The organism is Photobacterium ganghwense (genome assembly GCF_003025595.1).
Lineage (GTDB): Bacteria > Pseudomonadota > Gammaproteobacteria > Enterobacterales > Vibrionaceae > Photobacterium > Photobacterium ganghwense.
Window position 1 is genome coordinate 185858 of the sequence record NZ_PYMI01000003.1, and the last position, 17287, is coordinate 203144.

Here is a 17287-nt window from a genome sequence, read left to right on the forward strand (position 1 = left end):
CCAATACTGACGGCCACGATTCTGATTTTATGATTGCCAAGTTTTTTGCACCCGGAGGCGCTTTGGATAAAGCGATCCCGGGTTTTCAGGCGCGCCAGCCTCAAATCGATATGGCTGAAGCGGTTGCCGATGCTATCCAGACCGAATCCCAGCTGGTGGTCGAAGCGGGGACGGGAACGGGCAAGACATTTGCCTACCTGGTGCCTGCATTAGTCAGTGGCAAGAAGGCAATCATTTCTACCGGTTCCAAAAACCTGCAAGAGCAGCTGTTTCACCGGGATCTTCCGTTAATGACACAGGCGCTGGGCTTTACTGGCCGGGTTGCGCTGCTGAAAGGCCGTGCCAACTACCTGTGTCTGGATCGGATGAGCCGTCAGATTGCCGAAAGCCATGGTATCCATGCAGATCCCAAGCTGCTGAGCCAGCTGGTTCAGGTGCGCAGCTGGTCGTCCTCGACCAAAAGCGGGGATCTCGGTGAATGTGATGATATCGCCGAAGATAGCCCTGTTTTGCCGATGATTACCTCAACCAACGACAACTGTCTGGGCCGGGAATGTCCGTCCTATGATGAGTGTTTTGTCGTAAAAGCACGACGTCGGGCGATGGAAGCCGATGTGGTCGTGGTTAACCACCATCTTTTTCTGGCGGATCTGGCTATTAAAGAGACCGGTTTCGGCGAGCTGATCCCCGAAGCAGACATGTTCATCTTTGATGAAGCCCATCAGCTGCCGGATATTGCCAGTCAGTATTTTGGTCAGAGTCTGTCCAGCCGTCAGCTGCAAGAGCTGGCCAAGGACATTGAAATTGGCTATCGCACTGAAGCCAAAGACATGCGCCAACTCCAGAAAACGGCGGATCGCCTGCATCAGGCTGCGTCTGATCTGCGGATTGTGCTGGGCGAGCCGGGGTTTAGGGGCAACTGGCGAGAGGTGATCAATAGTCCGGCGGTACAACGGGAAATCACCCGTTTGCAGGATGCGCTGGACTTGACCCATGAAGTGCTGAAACTGGCCCTTGGCCGCAGTCAGCTGCTGGATAGTGCATTTGAACGGGCAACCCTGGTGAAAGCCCGTTTGGAGCGGGTGTGCGACACCAGCATCACTGGCTATTCGTACTGGTACGAATGTACTCCCCGCCATTTCAGTTTGCACATAACCCCGCTGTCTGTTGCTGACAAGTTTCATGAGCAAATCACCGAGCAGGGTGGTGCCTGGATTTTTACCTCTGCTACCCTGGCCGTGAACGACGATTTCGGGCATTTCAGCCAGCGTCTGGGTTTAAAACCGAAGCAGCAGTTTTCCCTGGAAAGTCCCTTTGATTATCAGCAGCAAGCCTTGCTCTGCGTTCCTCGCTTTCTACCGGAGCCAAATAGCTTTGGCCTGGCCGATCGTCTGGTCGACATGCTGGCACCGGTGATTCAGGCCAACAATGGCCGCTGTTTCTTCCTCTGTACTTCTCATCAGATGGTGCGTGATCTGGCCGAAGGGTTTCGTGCCCGACTGGCGCTTCCGGTGCTGGCACAAGGGGAAACCACCAAGCAGAAACTGCTGGCCGAGTATCTGGAGCGGGGGGATGCCCTGCTGATTGCCACCGGTGCGTTCTGGGAAGGGGTGGATGTTAGAGGCCAGGCATTAAGCTGTGTTATTATCGACAAACTACCGTTTACAGCACCGGATGACCCGCTGCTGAAAGCTCGGATTGAAGATTGCCGCCTGCGTGGTGGCGATCCATTTTCTGAAGTCCAGATCCCCGATGCCGTCATTACCCTGAAACAGGGAGTGGGGCGACTTATCCGTGATAAACAGGATAAGGGTGTACTGGTGATCTGCGACAACCGATTGGTAACGCGCCCATACGGTGCGGTTTTTTTACGCAGCCTGCCGCCGATTCCTCGTACCCGAGACGTGGAACAGGTCGGGCACTTTTTGTCTTCAATTAATGGCCAGCAAGCGCCGTCAGCCGTTGAAGACCAGCATTCAGAGGCTTGAATGAGCAACAAAATTCTTGCAGTAGATACTGCTACCGAAAACTGTTCTGTTGCCCTTTTAATGGGCGATGAAGTGATTTCACGTTGTGAATATGCACCGCGTGAGCACACCACAAAAATTCTGCCAATGGTTGATGAGGTTCTGGCTCAGGGCGGAATTACCCTGAATCAGTTGGATGCTCTGGCTTATGGCCGTGGTCCGGGCAGCTTTACCGGTGTGCGTATCGGCATTGGTATTGCGCAGGGACTTGCATTTGGTGCAGATTTGCCGATGATCGGGGTCTCGACCCTTGCCGCGATGGCACAGGGCACTTACCGCCTTCACCAGGCTGAGCATGTCATGACGGCAATTGATGCTCGTATGGATGAGGTATACTGGGGACAGTATATCCGTCAGGCTGATGGTGACTGGCTGGTACACGGTGAAGAGCAGGTGATCAAGCCAGAATTGCTGGTTGGCCAGATTGAAACGCTGAATGCGCGCTGGTTTACGGCCGGGACAGGTTGGGAAAGCTATGCTGAGGTTTTAGCGCAATTGCCAACAGAGGTCGTGAAAGGGTCGGTGCTTTACCCTGAATCTGCGGATATGGTGCATTTGGCGAAATTTGCTCTGGCCCGTGGTGAAGTGGTGGCCGCAGAATCGGCTAGTCCGGTGTATCTGCGTGATACCGTGACCTGGAAAAAATTACCAGGTCGTGAATAAGGCAATTTGACCACTATGCCGTACTATTAAAGCGGTATGGTGGTGGAATCCCCGGTCACAACTTAACTTATGTCTCTTTTCTCTTGAGTTGACGTAAGGGAAGGACTGGCTGGGGAGGGTGCCAATCCCCCATCTGTCGGTTTTCTTTCTGGATATTGCTTATGGTTTCGATTCAGCGTCTTCCGGTTACTCTCACTCAACCCAATTCCAGCACGAAACCCGGCAAGTCCCCTGCTGCGCCCGGTAAACCCAAAGCGGTGGCTACCGCGGTTGCCCTTTCTGTTCGTGATCCCCAGACCCTTGAGGATGCCCGTCAGCACATTCAGTATGATCAGCCGGAAGGTAAGCATCGCGAAGCCTTAGCTTCTTACCTTGGTGTGATGCATCAACAGCGTCGAGATGAACTCTCGGCAATGGTTGGTGTCGATGTGTATGTCTGATCCACTTGTGCTCTTCATTGTTTCTTAGCCATGAGGCGGGTTCCCGGCTTGCGGTCGCGAACGGTCCTGATGTTGCGCGCATATTCATCAATCAGGTAGGAATTCAAGATGTTTAGGAAGCTATTGGCTGGGCTGCTTACTGGGATTATGGTAGGCTGCGCCGCAGTACCGGAGAGCTTGCAGACGACCACCGATCACCCGCTGACGGATATTACAGCTTTGCACCAGCAGGGCACGCAGGCGGTGGGTCAGGAAGTGCGACTCGGTGGGATGATTGCAGCCATTCGAAATGATGCCACTGAAACCAGGCTGGAAATTGTTGCTATGCCAATTGGCCGCGATGGTAAACCCAAACCGGATCAAGCATTGCAGAAGCGGTTTGCGGCTTATGTCAGCGGATTTCTGGAACCCATGCAATATCAGCCGGGACGTCTGATTACGGTTGCCGGTCAGGTAAGCGGAACGGAATCCGGGCAGGTGGGAGATTATCCCTACCTTTATCCGGTCGTGAAAGCCTCCGGAGTCCAGCTCTGGCAGGTGAAACAGGAAGTCTGGCTGGATGACTTTGACCGCTTTTCCCATTGCGTTGGTGCCTATTGCCCGCCGGTGTGGATCCGGGACGGATACACCCGCGGTGAAATTCGGGAGCGTGTTACCCACTAAGCACTGGGCAAAACACGGAAACATACTGCGAATGGAACTCATGACACATTTCACGATGGAAAGTATTACGTTTCAGCTGGATGCGTTACGTCTTGCCGGACTTTGTTCGTGCTCGCCGGGCGATCAGGTCATAACTGACCCGCAAGCCTGGCCGGAGGACACGCACTGTTTGACACCGGATAAACCGGTGTTGGTGATGCTGCATGGCTGGCAGGACAATGCGGCCAGTTTCGCGCCGTTGTTTGAGCCGCTGGCGGATCATTTCCACCTGCTGGCAATTGACTGGCCCGGTCATGGACTGTCTCAGGCGAGACCTGACGGTAACTTCTACCATTTTGTCGACTACGTAGACGATTTGGCGCAGTTATTGAGTCTATTGCCGGTTAGTCGTGTGCATTTACTGGGGCATTCTCTGGGGGCGCTGGTCAGTACCTGTTATGCCGCCGCTTTTCCTGAGCGGGTTGCATCCATGGTATTGATTGAAGGGCTGGGGCCATTATCCGAGCCTCCTGAGCATGCCGCGACGCGACTGCGAGACGGGATTCTCAGTCGGGAGCGATACCGTAAACGTGCGTCTGTCCGACGGGGGATGACCTCTTTCGATCAGGCAGTCACATTACGGTGTGAGGTGAATGCGTTAACTCCCGAGCAAGTTATTCCGCTGGTGGAGCGGGCGACGTATTGTCAGGATTCCCGCTGGTACTGGCGCCATGATCCGCGGCTGCGTTGCGATTCGTTGTATCGCATGGCGGATGGGCATAGCCTGGCGATGCGGGCTGCGGTCAGCTGTCCGGTGCTATCCATTATTGGTGAGCAGGGTTATCAAAGCCTGCAGCTGACGTCAGAGCAACAGCAGCAGTGGCAGAACCTGAGCCAGACCCGGGTAAGCGGGGGGCATCATTGCCACCTCGAAAGCCCTCGGGCAACCGTTGAACATATAGTGTCGTTCGCGTCAAAATTCAAAACACTGGTCTGACAAGTTGGTGTTAATTAGTTGTTACTTGTGCTGTAATGCGGTGTAAACAGATGTTTGATTTTCCCTACAGCACAGCATTGGCCTCGCGCCAGAATCGATAAGGAGAGTGCAAAGTGGATAAGGTTTGGCTTAACCGCTATCCGGCAGATGTACCGGCAGAAATTAACCCGGATCAGTATCCGTCGTTAGTCGAAATGTTTGAGCAGTCTGTTCAGAAGTATGCCGATCAGACTGCGTTTATCAACATGGGTCAGGTCATGACCTTCCGTAAATTGGAAGAGCGTAGCCGGGCATTTGCTGCCTATCTGCAGAATGAACTCAATCTGCAAAAAGGTGATCGCGTGGCGGTCATGATGCCAAACCTGCTGCAGTACCCGATTGCACTGTTCGGTATTTTACGTGCTGGTTGTGTGGTGGTGAACGTTAACCCACTGTACACGCCGCGCGAACTTGAGCATCAGTTGAATGACTCCGGTGCCAAAGCCATTGTTATCGTGTCAAACTTCGCGCACACGCTTGAAAGTATTGTGAAAAATACCGGAGTGCAGCACGTTGTACTGACCAGCCTGGGGGATCAGTTGTCCCGACCGAAAGGGACATTGGTGAACTTCATCGTGAAGTACATCAAGAAGATGGTGCCTAAGTATCATTTGCCACACGCGACATCTATGCGCATGGCGCTGCGCAAAGGCCGCCGCATGCAGTATGTGAAGCCATTTATGTCCGGTGAAGATACGGCATTCCTGCAATATACCGGTGGTACCACCGGAGTTGCGAAAGGGGCGATACTGACTCACCGCAACATGCTGGCAAACGTTATGCAGGCGAAAGGGGCCTATAGCCCGGTCCTGACGGAAGGCCGCGAGCTGATTGTGACCGCGTTGCCGCTTTATCACGTGTTTGCACTGACGGTGAACTGCCTGCTGTTTATTGAAATGGGCGGACGTAACCTGATGATCACCAACCCGCGTGACATTCCGACGTTTGTGAAAGAATTGCAGCGCTACCCGTTCACGGCGATTACCGGCGTGAACACCTTGTTTAACGCTTTGGTAAATAACGAAGATTTCCACGAAATCGACTTCAGTAATCTGCGCTTGTCGGTCGGCGGAGGCATGGCTGTACAGCGTGCCGTTGCTGAAAAATGGAAGCAGATCACAGGCAATTACTTGCTAGAAGGGTATGGTCTGACTGAGTGTTCACCACTGGTGGCGGCTTACCCTTATGATTTGGTCGACTATAATGGCTCTATTGGTCTGCCAGTACCGTCAACAGAAGTACGTATTGTTGATGATGAAGGCAATGTACTGGGTAACGACCAGACAGGTGAACTGCAGGTCCGTGGCCCGCAGGTGATGCAGGGATACTGGCAGCGTCCGGAAGCGACCAAAGAAGTGCTGTCGGATGACGGTTGGCTGTCGACCGGCGATATTGTGCGTTTTGATGACGAAGGTTTCCTGCACATTGTTGATCGTAAGAAAGATATGATTCTGGTGTCCGGCTTTAACGTGTACCCGAATGAAATCGAAGATGTGGTCGCACTGAACAGTAAAGTGCTGGAAGTGGCGGCAATCGGTCAGCCGCATGAGGTGTCCGGCGAGGTGGTGAAAATCTGCGTTGTGAAGCGAGATGCCAGCCTGACCCGTGAAGAATTGCTCAGCCATTGTCGGGAGCATCTGACCGGCTATAAAGTACCGAAAATTGTCGAGTTCCGTGATGAACTGCCGAAAACCAATGTCGGCAAGATTCTGCGCCGCGCCTTGCGGGAAGAATCCGATAAGCAGGTTGCTCAGCAAGCCTGACGGACGAAAACGAATCCAATGCCGGCGTAAGCCGGCATTTTGTTGGTAGGAAAATTGTGAATTTTGAAGTAATTACCAGTGCCACGCGCCTGGAAACTGTTTGCCTTCAGGCGCGAAACCAGAAGGCTGTCATGCTGGACACTGAGTTTGTCCGGACCCGAACCCTGTACCCAAAACTGGGACTGGTGCAATTGTATGACGGCGAAACCCTTGCGCTGATTGATCCGCTGGAGATCGACAACCTGGAGCCGTTGTGGGAGCTGCTGCGTGATCAGTCGGTGACCAAAGTACTGCACGCGTGCGGTGAAGATCTGGAAGTTTTCCAGTACTACGCAGGCACCATGCCGGTGCCAATGATCGATACTCAGGTGATGGCTGCATTTCTGGGATACGGGGTCTCTGCCGGTTTCGGGACACTGGTGAAAGATTTTCTCGGGGTGGAACTGGACAAAGGTGAAGCCCGCACGAACTGGCTGGCCCGTCCGCTGACCGATCGCCAGCTCGATTACGCTGCGGCTGACGTGTATTACCTAAAGCCCCTGTTTGATAAGTTGCTGCCGCTAGTGGAAGCAAAAGGCTGGTCTGAGGCACTGGAGCAGGAATGTGCCGCACAGGTACTTAAACGGATGAGAACCGTCGACCCTGATATGGCTTACCTGGATGTGAAAAATGCATGGCAGCTTAACCCGAGACAATTGGCTATCCTGCAAAAAGTAGCAAAATGGCGAATTCTTGAAGCCAGGAAACGCGATCTTGCGTTGAACTTCGTACTAAAAGAGCTGAATTTGTGGAAGCTGGCTCGCTTTGAAATCAAGTCGAAAGCTGTGATGGATAAAGAAGGCTTCGATAATATGGAAATCCAGCGTCATGGTAATCGCCTGATTTCACTGGTGAATGAAGTCGAGCGCATGTCACCGGCGGAGTATCCGGAAAAGATTGTCCGATTAGTGGATCTACCGGGGTACAAGCAGCGGGTTAAAGAGATTAAAGATGTCGTCAATGCGGTTGCTGAAGAAACCGGGCTGATGAGTGAATTTCTGGCGTCGAAGAAACAGATTAACCAGCTAATCAGCTGGGCGTGGAAGAAACAGTATCCACAAGATAGCCTGCCGGAAATGCTGAAAAGCTGGCGTAAGCCGCTGTTTGAAGAGCGTGTTTTGCCGTTGCTGAAAACTGTGTAAGACACGTCGGTTATAAAGATAATCAGTATTTAGCATCCACAAAAAAGCCCCATAAAGGGGCTTTTTTTATATCTTCAATCTTTTACTTGTCTTCGTCCGGTAACGTGACGTTAAGCTCCAGAACAGAGAGATCTTCTTCTTTCTGATCGAGATTAACCGTTACCTGATCCGGGCTAATCGCAACGTACTTGCGAATCACTTCCAGAATGTCCTGCTTAAGCTGCGGGAGGTAGCTTGGTGTACTTTGATCGGCTGAACGGCGCTCCGCAACAATAATCTGCAAGCGCTCTTTGGCGACGCTGGCCGTTGTTGTCCTCTTGGGGCGGAAGAATTCTAACAGTGCCATAATGTCTTTACCCTCCGAATAGACGTTTCAGGAAACCTTTCTTCTCTTCTTCAAGGAAGCGGAATGGACGCTCTTCACCCAACAAACGAGCAACTGTGTCCTGGTATGCCAAACCGGCATCAGAGTCTGTATCGAAGATCACCGGTTCACCTTTGTTGGAGGCATTCAGTACAGCTTGGCTTTCAGGGATCACACCCAGCAGCGGGATATGCAGAATTTCTTCCACGTCAGTCACGCTTAGCATCTCACCCAGTGTCACGCGGGCAGGGTTGTAACGTGTTAGCAGCAGGTGAGTTTTAACCGGAGACTCGGCTTGCTCAGCACGACGTGATTTCGAATCCAGGATACCCAGGATACGGTCGGAGTCACGCACGGATGAGACCTCAGGGTTTGTTGTTACAATCGCTTCATCTGCGAAATACAGAGCCATCAGCGCACCGGACTCAATACCCGCTGGTGAGTCACAGATAATGAATTCAAAACCCATTTCATCCAGATCTTTCAGGACGCGCTCAACACCTTCACGAGCCAGAGCATCTTTGTCACGGGTTTGTGAAGCAGGCAGAACATATAGATTTTCAACACGCTTATCTTTAATCAGCGCCTGATTCAGATTGGCTTCACCGTTAATGACATTAACAAAGTCATACACCACACGACGCTCACAGCCCATGATAAGGTCAAGATTCCGCAGGCCGATATCGAAATCGATCACTGCTGTTTTCTTGCCGCTCAGAGCAAGGCCCGATGCGATAGCTGCACTAGAGGTCGTCTTACCAACGCCACCCTTACCAGAGGTTACCACGATGATTCGTGCCATTCTTGATTCCTTATTAAACGCTATAGAGCCAGGTGCTCTATGTTCAAATTATTTTCGTTCAGCGAGATAACGACATTTTGCCCCCAGAAATCTTCCTGGATGTTGTCGCTCAGCCAATAGTTACCCGCAATTGAAATCAGCTCAGGTTGCAGGTTGTGACAAAAGATTTGCGCTTCCTGTTGCCCGCTGGCACCGGCTATTGCGCGTCCCCTCAATGTACCGTAGATGTGAATGCAGCCGTCGGCAATGACTTCCGCGCCCGCACTGACATGATTCATGATGACAAGATCACAATTCTTAGCATAAATCTGCTGGCCTGACCGAACCGGGGTGCGAATGATGCGAGTAGGGGCCATAACCGGCTCTGTCGCCTTGGCCTGACGCGCAGCATTCATGATCGCAAATCCTGCTGCTTTGGCTTTCTCCTGGAGCCGGGTCGCTTTGCATCCGCTGATGCCGACCGGAATCACACCGGCTTCGCTGACTTTATTTTTCAGCAGTGAGAAATCGATGGAATCGCCAGCCTGGCTGACATCGATAACTACGGGGGCGGATGCAAAAAAATGAGGAGCCTGCTCTACTTTCTGTTTCAGAAAGTCGGCAGCCTTATGGATGTCGCCGTCCACCAGGTGAAGGGCAGAGAGGGTGAAAGAGCCTCCCTTGAGTTCTGCTACTTTTGTCATTTGTCTAGCTGACTGTCGCTAAATTAGCCGTTCAGGTTCGTTATCTCTTTAGTACCTTGCATGTTATATTCCAAACCGTATATCAGCAAGCTATCCTTGCTTTAGCGTTGTAAATTCAGACAGGCGTCGCATCCCCCGTGGGCTGTGGGTTCCGGAGGGAGAGAAGTCGCGATGTTGTGGTCTGATACTGAGTCAGTTTTATCAAAAGGTTCTATCAGCATGTTGTGTGCAATTTATAAAAGCCCAAAGAAAGACAACACTTATCTCTACATCAATAAGAAAGACGATTTCTCTGCGGTGCCTGAAGCGCTGCTGAGCACTTTTGGCACACCACAGTTTGTCATGGTCCTGAAAATTGGCGACCGGAAGAAACTGGCATTGGCCGATATTGAAAAAGTGAAAAGTGAACTGCTGGAAAAAGGGTTTTATCTGCAGGTCCCACCGCCGGTGACGAATTTACTGGAAGAATATAAAGCCGCAAAGAAAGCCGCTTCACCATCTCAGGAATAGTTTATGCGTAAGCAATTGATCACGGCCCTGGTGGCCCTGGGCTTAGGAATGTCATCAGCGGTGATGGCCGCGGATGAAGGTTTCGATACCTATGTAAATGTACTGAAAACCGAAGCGCGGGAAAAAGGCATTTCGGAGCAGACCATTCAATCAGCGTTTGATGGTATTACATTTATTGAGCGTGCCGTTAAAGCAGATAAAAATCAGCCTGAGCGTAAGTTGACGCTGGATGAATACCTGCCGCGTGCCGTTCCGGAATGGAAAAAGAAACAAGCGAACCAGCTTTATCAGGAGCATAAAGCGGTGCTGGATCGAATTGGTCAGCAATATGGTGTCCAGCCGCGGTTTGTGGTTGCCCTGTGGGGTGTTGAAAGTAATTTCGGTCGCCTGACGGGCAATTACAATGTGGTTGAAGCGTTAACGACGCTGGCTTATGAAGGTCGTCGTGAAGCCTTTTTCCGTAATCAGGTGATGGCGGCGCTGGAAATTATCGATGCCGGCCATATTACCGCCAAAGAAATGAAAGGATCCTGGGCCGGGGCAATGGGACAACCTCAGTTCATGCCAACTTCTTTCCTGGCTTATGCCCGTGACGGAAATAATGACGGCAAGGCGGATATCTGGCAAACCAAAGACGATGTTTTTGCTTCTGCGGCGAATTATCTGCATGAAGCCGGCTGGAATGATGAATATACCTGGGGCCGACAAGTTTCGATTCCGGATAACATTGATGCCACATTGCTGGGTGTTCAGCCAGAGAAAGGCCGTTCGTTGTCTGAGTGGCAGAAGTTGGGTGTACGCCGTATGAATGGGCAGAATTTACCAGATACTGCGATTGATGCATGGCTTATTCAACCTGATGATAATCACGGAAGGGCATATTTGGTGTATGGCAATTATCAGTCACTATTAAAATGGAATCGGTCTCACTATTTTGCATTGGCTGTGAGTTATCTGGCAGACAGTATTCGCTAAATATTGCTTGGTGAAATGAATGGAAAGCCAGACTTTAACGTCTGGCTTTTTTGTACATTTCAGCGGACAGACCACAAGCAAAATATTTCCATTATCTTTGGCCGATGAAGCATCGAATAACGCGATAGCGCTATATTCAGTGACGGGTATTTAGAATAGTGACAGTGGCGAGTTGAAATAAGCAAAAATGTGATGGTAACTATAAATTATGAATAAATGAAAATCTTTCAGCGGGACATCTCAAGGTAAAGTAAATACTCTATAAGTAATCCGGATTTTATTATTTTATTTATTTTCAATAGCTTATGGTTGTGTTTCGGGTGAGAAAAAACCCGGTATAAAACCGGGTTTTTATAAGATTCAGAGGTAGGAGATTAGATCTCAAAATCTTCCAGAGATTTACCTTCATCCAGCGCTTTTTTCAGTGCGCTTGGTGTACGGCCTTGGCCTGTCCAGGTTTTCTCATCACCGTTTTCATCAATGAAACGGTATTTCGCTGGACGCTGAGCGCGTTTTTTAGGTGCTTTGCTGATAGCGGCAAGCAGTTCTTCTGGATCGATACCGTCAGCAATTAGCATGTCACGGTATTGAGTCAGTTTCTCCATGCGTTCTTCTTCTTTTGCACGCTCTTCAGCTTCTGCTTCTTCACGCTCAGTAACGACTGTTTGAAGCTTTTCCAGCGCTTCCTGAAGTTGCTCCAGAGAATATTCACGAGATAGGGCACGCAGGCTTCGGAGGTTTAATAGCACTTTCATTGCATCAGACATTTTTATTTCCTGTTGGAGTAATACTATGAAAATAATATTAGCAGTCTTAAATCAATAATTGCAATAACTAAAATGGTTATTATGAGCCTGAATATAAATAATTTGGGGCTTATTATCGGCATGTTAACTTAAGTAATTAACCATTCTTAATAATGGGATTAACAGCGACAGGAATTAACATTGTGGCCGGGGATAAGTGACCAATTTAATAAAACGGAATGAGTTTCATATAAGCTGGCTTAATATCGGTTTGCCTGGGGTGGTGGTTTTTTAATCACTCAGGCAAGACTATTCACTATTAATGTTAATTTTTTCACTTCAAGTTGTTGCAATCAGATCTTAAAGCCGTAGAATCGACTATACCTTGACCAAGGGTAGAGGCGCATCGTCTATCAGTAGCAAGTCGGAGGGTGATTCCGATGAGGGCTTGCAAAAGGAGCCGGTGCCGAAGTGAGAGAGGGTCATCATGCCTGCTCGCTGGGGTTGTCATCGAATAGAGGCAACACTGCCATAGTATATAATTACATTAACTATGGAGCGCTACTGTGGAGTCGGAAAAGGGGCACCTCTCTTTCTTTCACTCATTTTTCACGTTTTTAAAACGTGGCCAGCAGTAGATCTCCAACCAAGATCGGTTGTAGTAGAGATCATGAATATTGTAGATTTTTCACACTCCGCTGTGTCTGTGTTGCCCCCGCTGGTGGCACTGGGCCTGGCTATTGCGACGCGTCGCGTCTTGTTGTCTCTGGGCGTAGGTATTCTGCTTGGTGCCTTATTGCTAAATGATTATTCCGTTACGGGAATGGCCGGATATATCGGCAACACTGTAAAGGGATTATTCATTGAGGACGGCGGCATTAACACCTGGAATATGAGCATTGTCGCGTTTCTGGTGTTGCTGGGCATGACTACCGCTTTGCTGACCCTGTCCGGGGGAACCCGTGCGTTCGCTGAGTGGGCACAAACGAAAATTAAAAGTAAGCGTGGCGCAAAACTACTGGCTGCATTTCTGGGCGTATTCATTTTTGTAGACGACTATTTTAATAGCCTGGCTGTCGGTTCAATTTCTCGCCCGGTCACGGACCGTTTTTATGTGTCCCGTGCCAAGCTGGCTTATATTCTTGATTCAACTGCTGCGCCAATGTGTGTGCTGATGCCGGCCTCTAGCTGGGGGGCGTACATTATCACGCTTATCGGCGGCATTCTGGTGACACACGGTGTCACTGAATACACACCTCTGGGGGCATTCCTGCAACTGGCCCCGATGAACTTCTATGCGATTTTCGCCCTGCTGATGGTATTTGTTGTTGCCTGGTTCCAGCTGGATATCGGCTCAATGAAAAAACACGAGCTGGAAGCCAGCCATTGCCGCGGCTTTGATGAAGGGGATGATGACACCCTGGCGAAAGACCTGAACGATGAACTGGAAATTCAGGAAAGTGAGCACGGCCGCGTAGGCGATCTGGTGATGCCGATTGTGGCTCTGATCGTGGCAACGTTCTTCTTTATGATTTTCACTGGGTATCAGACGCTGCTGGCAGACGGTAAAGCCTTTGATGTTCTGGGCGCGTTTGAAAATACCGATGTGGGTGCCTCTCTGGTATACGGTGGGCTAATCGGCCTGGCGGCTGCCATGATTCCAGTGCTGCGTCAGCGTATTCCTGCCAGTGAAGTAGTTTCCACACTGTGGATTGGTGCTAAGTCAATGTTTGGTGCGATTTTGATCCTGCTGTTCGCCTGGAGCATTGGTAGTGTGATCAGCGATATGGCGACCGGTAAATACCTGTCGACCCTGGTTGAAGGCAGCATCAATCCGATGTTCCTGCCTGCGATCCTGTTCCTGCTGGCAGGGCTGATGGCGTTCTCAACCGGTACCTCTTGGGGAACATTCGGTATCATGCTACCAATCGCCGGTGATCTGGCTGCGGCAACTGACATTATGCTGATGCTGCCGATGCTGGGTGCTGTACTGGCAGGCTCGGTGTTTGGTGATCACTGTTCACCGATTTCAGATACCACTATTCTGTCGTCTACTGGTGCGCGTTGTCATCACATTGACCACGTGTCAACGCAGCTGCCGTATGCGCTGGCTGTCGCTGTGGTATCGACAGTGGGTTTCCTGGTACTGGGTTTCACCAGCTCACTGGCGGTGTCGTTCATGAGCGCAACTGTTATGTTTGTGGTGGTGTGTGCGATCCTGTCCTGGTTGTCTCGCCGTCCTAGTGAGTTGGCCGCGAAAGCCTGAACAATCTCTTAGGTTCAGCGTTAAGCTTGAACGCTAAGTCCTGATACTGTAATGAAAAGCCTGCCATGTGCAGGCTTTCTTTTTGGCGGTTTGCGGCAGTTGCTCTGATCCGGATGATACAAGCGATCGGGCAACGGGTGACAGAGCTCCTTTTAATTTGGCTGGGATTTCTGTAGCATCTCGCCAGTTTTTTCTTACCATTCTAAAGATAATCAGAGAAGCTTACTTAATGGCTCAGATGTACTTCTATTACTCGGCAATGAATGCGGGTAAATCTACCACCTTGTTGCAGTCATCGTTTAATTACCGTGAGCGTGGGATGACGCCGGTTATTTTTACTGCGGCAATTGACGACCGTTACGGGAAGGGGAAAGTCAGTTCACGTATTGGTCTGCAGGAAGATGCTGAGCTATTTTCCGTGACGGACGATCTGTATGCGCGTTTGCAGGATATGAATACGACGCAGAAACTGGATTGTGTGCTGGTTGATGAATGTCAGTTTTTGACGAAAGAGCAGGTTTACCAACTGACAGAAGTGGTCGATAAGCTGCATATTCCGGTGCTGTGCTATGGCTTACGGACAGATTTCCGCGGTGAATTGTTTGAGGGCAGCCGCTATCTGCTGGCCTGGGCTGACAAACTGGTTGAACTCAAAACAATCTGCCACTGCGGCCGTAAAGCCAATATGGTGATTCGTCAGGATGAGCACGGCAATGCAATTGCTGATGGTGATCAGGTCGTGATTGGCGGCAATGAACGTTATGTCTCGGTGTGTCGTACTCACTACAAAGACGCGCTCGAAAAATAACGCTGCCCTTGCGCTGTGTCGGATATGTCCGCTGAAGTTGGTTTTTTCAGCATAGCTTTGTCCGGCATGGTGGACGCATGAATGAATAATAAAGCCCGGCCTGTAGAGCCGGGCTTTTGTTTTTTTCGATTTGCTTAGGTACTCTTTAAACGGTTTATTTAATTGCTTTATTTAACCGCTGTGTTTAAGCGCTAGGTTTATATGTTTGGCTTCAATAGCAGTGCGGTTATTTATGACGCTCTTGAAGACGCTGGGTAATATCTGCCAGTGACAGCCCCTGATCCTGAAGTAACACCAGTAGGTGGTAAATCAGATCGGCCGACTCATTCACTAGCTCCGCCTTGTCACCCGACGTTGCCGCAAGCGCGACTTCAACACCTTCTTCTCCCACCTTCTGCGAAATCCGCTTGGTGCCACGCGCGTAGAGGCTGGCAGTGTAGGACGACTCAGGATCGGCACCTTTACGAGCAGCCAGGACCTGCTCAAGTTGATGAAGAAACACCAGAGCCGGTTGTTCAGTCTGTTCTTCACCAGATGCATCGGTATCAAAACAGGTGGTGGTGCCCAGGTGGCAGGTTGGCCCAACCGGCGCGACCTGTATCAACAGCGTATCCTGATCGCAATCGAGGCGGATACTTTTCAGATTCAGCGCATTGCCGGACGTTTCTCCTTTGGTCCACAGGCGATTTTTCGACCGTGACCAGAACGTTACCTGATTGGACGCCAGCGTTTTGGTTAGCGCTTCGTCGTTCATGTAGCCCAGCATCAGCACCTGACCGCTGGTGTGATCCTGGATGATCGCCGGGATCAGGCCGTTGACTTTTTCCCAGTTAATTTTACTGCTCAGACTCATACCCGGACCTCCACGTTATTCTGTTTCAGGTATTGCTTTAATTCGCCGATATTGATGATTTGCTTGTGGAAGACCGAAGCCGCCAGAGCGCCGTCGACATTCGCCTGTTTGAAAGCATCGGCAAAGTGGATCATCTCACCGGCCCCGCCGGATGCGATAAGTGGAACGTGGCACACTTCACGGACCATGTTCAGCTGGGTCAGATCGTAGCCGTTGCGAACGCCGTCCTGATTCATCATATTCAGGACAATTTCTCCGGCACCGCGTCGCTGAACTTCCTGTACCCAGTCCTTCGTTTCCCATTGCGTCGCCTGAGTACGGCTTTCATCACCGGTGAACTGGTACACCTGGTACTTTCCGGTAGTGGCATCAAAGTAGGAATCAATCCCGACCACAATGCATTGCACCCCGAATTTATCGGCCAGATCGGTGATCAGTTGCGGGTTGGCCAGCGCCGGTGAGTTAATCGAGACTTTGTCTGCGCCGTATTGCAAAATCCGGCTGGCGTCTTCGGCCGATTTAATGCCTCCGGCGACACAGAAGGGAATATCAATCACTTCTGCTACCCGAGCAACCCAGCTTTTATCTACCACCCGGCCATCACTGGACGCGGTAATATCATAAAACACCAATTCATCGGCACCTTCTTCGGCATAGCGTTTGGCTAACGGTACGATATCGCCGATGATTTCGTGATTGCGAAACTGCACGCCTTTGACCACTTGGCCGTCACGCACGTCTAGACAAGGAATAATTCGTTTTGCCAGCATTTCTGTCTCTCCCCGGTCTAGTCATTCCAACAGGCGAAAGCCTGCTCGGCGGTGAATTTGCCATCCAGCAGTGCCCGGCCGACGATGACCCCGGCAACCCCGGTGCCTTTCAGCGCGGCAATGTCGTCCAGCGAGCCGATTCCGCCGGATGACTGGAACCGGATATCCGGGTAACTCGTGCACAGATCCCGGTATAGCTCGACATTGGAGCCTGCCAGCGTGCCATCGCGGGAAATATCCGTGCACAGGACATGTTTCAGGCCGACAGTCAGGAAGTCTTCCAGAAGTGCTTCAATCGTCACGCCGGAATCTTCCTGCCAGCCAGATACCGCAACGTTGCGCTGGCCGTTGTGGTCAATGTTTACATCCAGCGCCAGAACAATGCGTTCCGGGCCGTAGGTTTCGATCCAGCCTTTGACCAGCTCTGGTTGCTTGACTGCCGTTGAACCGATAACCACGCGTTGGGCACCGGCCGCAAGCAGATTGGCCACGTCCTGTTCGGTCCGGACGCCACCGCCAATCTGAATATTGGCCGGGGTGCTGGCCAGCAGTTGTTGGATGAGGCTGAGCTGTCGGGCAGAGGTATCTTTGGCTCCGGTCAAATCCACGAGGTGCAGCCAGGTGGCACCAGCCTGGTAGTAAGCCTGAAACTGTTCTGCGGGATTGACCTTGTATTCAGTTACTTTGCCATAGTCCCCCTGAAACAGGCGGACTACCTGGCCTTCAATCAAATCTAATGCGGGAATAATCATAACCAG

18 protein-coding genes and 1 riboswitch are annotated in these 17287 nt (G+C 50.9%); of the genes, 11 read left to right on the forward strand and 7 right to left on the reverse strand.

All coding sequences use genetic code 11. The annotated features are described in order from the left end of the window. The first annotated feature begins 29 nt into the window (after positions 1-29). The 7 genes from yoaA (at position 30) to rnd (ending at position 7752) form a co-directional block, all read left to right on the forward strand. Positions 30-1988, forward strand: a complete 1959-nt coding sequence (gene yoaA, locus C9I92_RS11340) for a DNA repair helicase YoaA (RefSeq protein ID WP_047883237.1) — start codon at positions 30-32, stop codon at positions 1986-1988. Further along, positions 1989-2690: a tRNA (adenosine(37)-N6)-threonylcarbamoyltransferase complex dimerization subunit type 1 TsaB gene (tsaB, locus tag C9I92_RS11345; RefSeq protein ID WP_047883238.1), complete on the forward strand. Its 702-nt coding sequence runs from the start codon at positions 1989-1991 to the stop codon at positions 2688-2690. A 161-nt stretch (positions 2691-2851) separates the two neighbouring features. Next, entirely contained in the window at positions 2852-3130 is a 279-nt protein-coding gene (locus tag C9I92_RS11350) for a hypothetical protein (RefSeq protein WP_047883239.1), read from the forward strand. A gap of 108 nt (positions 3131-3238) precedes the next feature. Next, positions 3239-3793 carry a Slp family lipoprotein gene (locus tag C9I92_RS11355; RefSeq protein WP_047883240.1) on the forward strand — a complete coding sequence of 185 codons (555 nt, stop codon included), beginning with the start codon at positions 3239-3241 and terminating at the stop codon, positions 3791-3793. A 31-nt stretch (positions 3794-3824) separates the two neighbouring features. Continuing rightward, positions 3825-4769 carry an alpha/beta fold hydrolase gene (locus C9I92_RS11360; protein ID WP_242551851.1) on the forward strand — a complete coding sequence of 315 codons (945 nt, stop codon included), beginning with the start codon at positions 3825-3827 and terminating at the stop codon, positions 4767-4769. Between the two features lie 113 nt (positions 4770-4882). Next, a complete protein-coding gene (gene fadD / locus C9I92_RS11365; RefSeq protein ID WP_047883241.1) occupies positions 4883-6571 on the forward strand; it encodes a long-chain-fatty-acid--CoA ligase FadD in 1689 nt (562 codons plus the stop codon). Positions 6572-6627: 56 nt separating this feature from the next. Beyond that, positions 6628-7752, forward strand: coding sequence for a ribonuclease D (gene rnd, locus C9I92_RS11370; RefSeq protein WP_047883242.1), 1125 nt, complete (start codon positions 6628-6630; stop codon positions 7750-7752). Between the two features lie 82 nt (positions 7753-7834). Here rnd and minE read toward each other — a convergent pair whose 3' ends face one another. Genes minE through minC form a run of 3 tightly spaced genes read right to left on the reverse strand, consistent with a single transcriptional unit; the run spans position 7835 to position 9601 of the window. Further along, entirely contained in the window at positions 7835-8098 is a 264-nt protein-coding gene (gene minE, locus C9I92_RS11375) for a cell division topological specificity factor MinE (RefSeq protein WP_047883243.1), read from the reverse strand. A gap of 7 nt (positions 8099-8105) precedes the next feature. Beyond that, positions 8106-8918, reverse strand: a complete 813-nt coding sequence (gene minD / locus C9I92_RS11380; RefSeq protein ID WP_047883244.1) for a septum site-determining protein MinD — start codon at positions 8916-8918, stop codon at positions 8106-8108. Between the two features lie 20 nt (positions 8919-8938). Beyond that, complete coding sequence (minC, locus tag C9I92_RS11385) at positions 8939-9601, reverse strand: septum site-determining protein MinC (RefSeq protein WP_047883245.1); 663 nt, start codon at positions 9599-9601, stop codon at positions 8939-8941. A 219-nt stretch (positions 9602-9820) separates the two neighbouring features. Between minC and C9I92_RS11390 the strand changes: the two genes are divergently transcribed. Together C9I92_RS11390 and C9I92_RS11395 are read left to right on the forward strand one after the other, a co-directional pair. Then, positions 9821-10111, forward strand: coding sequence for a YcgL domain-containing protein (locus tag C9I92_RS11390; protein WP_047883599.1), 291 nt, complete (start codon positions 9821-9823; stop codon positions 10109-10111). Between the two features lie 3 nt (positions 10112-10114). Beyond that, complete coding sequence (locus C9I92_RS11395) at positions 10115-11086, forward strand: lytic murein transglycosylase (protein ID WP_047883246.1); 972 nt, start codon at positions 10115-10117, stop codon at positions 11084-11086. Between the two features lie 374 nt (positions 11087-11460). Here C9I92_RS11395 and C9I92_RS11400 read toward each other — a convergent pair whose 3' ends face one another. Next, positions 11461-11880, reverse strand: coding sequence for a DUF3037 domain-containing protein (locus C9I92_RS11400; protein WP_277991785.1), 420 nt, complete (start codon positions 11878-11880; stop codon positions 11461-11463). Between the two features lie 340 nt (positions 11881-12220). Further along, a riboswitch (Lysine riboswitch) is annotated at positions 12221-12404 on the forward strand. A 98-nt stretch (positions 12405-12502) separates the two neighbouring features. Here C9I92_RS11400 and C9I92_RS11405 point away from each other — a divergent pair. Together C9I92_RS11405 and C9I92_RS11410 are read left to right on the forward strand one after the other, a co-directional pair. After that, positions 12503-14098 (forward strand): Na+/H+ antiporter NhaC family protein, encoded by a 1596-nt coding sequence (locus C9I92_RS11405; RefSeq protein WP_047883248.1) that lies wholly within the window; start codon positions 12503-12505, stop codon positions 14096-14098. 229 nt (positions 14099-14327) lie between these two features. Further along, on the forward strand, positions 14328-14906 hold the full coding sequence (locus C9I92_RS11410; protein WP_047883249.1) for a thymidine kinase: 579 nt from the start codon (positions 14328-14330) through the stop codon (positions 14904-14906). 226 nt (positions 14907-15132) lie between these two features. Here the strand turns inward: C9I92_RS11410 and hisIE are convergent, their stop codons facing one another. From hisIE to hisA, 3 genes are read right to left on the reverse strand one after another with little or no spacing between them, the layout of a single operon-like run. Next, positions 15133-15759: a bifunctional phosphoribosyl-AMP cyclohydrolase/phosphoribosyl-ATP diphosphatase HisIE gene (gene hisIE / locus C9I92_RS11415; protein WP_047883250.1), complete on the reverse strand. Its 627-nt coding sequence runs from the start codon at positions 15757-15759 to the stop codon at positions 15133-15135. After that, entirely contained in the window at positions 15756-16529 is a 774-nt protein-coding gene (gene hisF / locus C9I92_RS11420) for an imidazole glycerol phosphate synthase subunit HisF (protein ID WP_047883251.1), read from the reverse strand. Before hisF ends, hisIE begins: the two co-directional genes overlap by 4 nt. 17 nt (positions 16530-16546) lie before the next feature. Then, positions 16547-17281 carry a 1-(5-phosphoribosyl)-5-[(5-phosphoribosylamino)methylideneamino]imidazole-4-carboxamide isomerase gene (hisA, locus tag C9I92_RS11425; protein ID WP_047883252.1) on the reverse strand — a complete coding sequence of 245 codons (735 nt, stop codon included), beginning with the start codon at positions 17279-17281 and terminating at the stop codon, positions 16547-16549. Between the last annotated feature and the right edge of the window lie 6 nt (positions 17282-17287).

What these genes read in the sequence shown, in the direction of transcription:
- C9I92_RS11390 (WP_047883599.1), top strand. Translation starts at nt 9,821, where the DNA reads ATGTTGTGTGCAATTTATAAAAGCCCAAAGAAAGACAACACTTATCTC.
- yoaA (WP_047883237.1), top strand. Translation starts at nt 30, where the DNA reads ATGATTGCCAAGTTTTTTGCACCCGGAGGCGCTTTGGATAAAGCGATC.
- C9I92_RS11405 (WP_047883248.1), top strand. Translation starts at nt 12,503, where the DNA reads ATGAATATTGTAGATTTTTCACACTCCGCTGTGTCTGTGTTGCCCCCG.
- hisA (WP_047883252.1), bottom strand. Translation starts at nt 17,281, where the DNA reads ATGATTATTCCCGCATTAGATTTGATTGAAGGCCAGGTAGTCCGCCTG.
- hisIE (WP_047883250.1), bottom strand. Translation starts at nt 15,759, where the DNA reads ATGAGTCTGAGCAGTAAAATTAACTGGGAAAAAGTCAACGGCCTGATC.
- minC (WP_047883245.1), bottom strand. Translation starts at nt 9,601, where the DNA reads ATGACAAAAGTAGCAGAACTCAAGGGAGGCTCTTTCACCCTCTCTGCC.
- C9I92_RS11395 (WP_047883246.1), top strand. Translation starts at nt 10,115, where the DNA reads ATGCGTAAGCAATTGATCACGGCCCTGGTGGCCCTGGGCTTAGGAATG.
- minD (WP_047883244.1), bottom strand. Translation starts at nt 8,918, where the DNA reads ATGGCACGAATCATCGTGGTAACCTCTGGTAAGGGTGGCGTTGGTAAG.
- C9I92_RS11350 (WP_047883239.1), top strand. Translation starts at nt 2,852, where the DNA reads ATGGTTTCGATTCAGCGTCTTCCGGTTACTCTCACTCAACCCAATTCC.
- C9I92_RS11410 (WP_047883249.1), top strand. Translation starts at nt 14,328, where the DNA reads ATGGCTCAGATGTACTTCTATTACTCGGCAATGAATGCGGGTAAATCT.
- C9I92_RS11355 (WP_047883240.1), top strand. Translation starts at nt 3,239, where the DNA reads ATGTTTAGGAAGCTATTGGCTGGGCTGCTTACTGGGATTATGGTAGGC.
- C9I92_RS11360 (WP_242551851.1), top strand. Translation starts at nt 3,825, where the DNA reads ATGGAACTCATGACACATTTCACGATGGAAAGTATTACGTTTCAGCTG.
- hisF (WP_047883251.1), bottom strand. Translation starts at nt 16,529, where the DNA reads ATGCTGGCAAAACGAATTATTCCTTGTCTAGACGTGCGTGACGGCCAA.
- tsaB (WP_047883238.1), top strand. Translation starts at nt 1,989, where the DNA reads ATGAGCAACAAAATTCTTGCAGTAGATACTGCTACCGAAAACTGTTCT.
- minE (WP_047883243.1), bottom strand. Translation starts at nt 8,098, where the DNA reads ATGGCACTGTTAGAATTCTTCCGCCCCAAGAGGACAACAACGGCCAGC.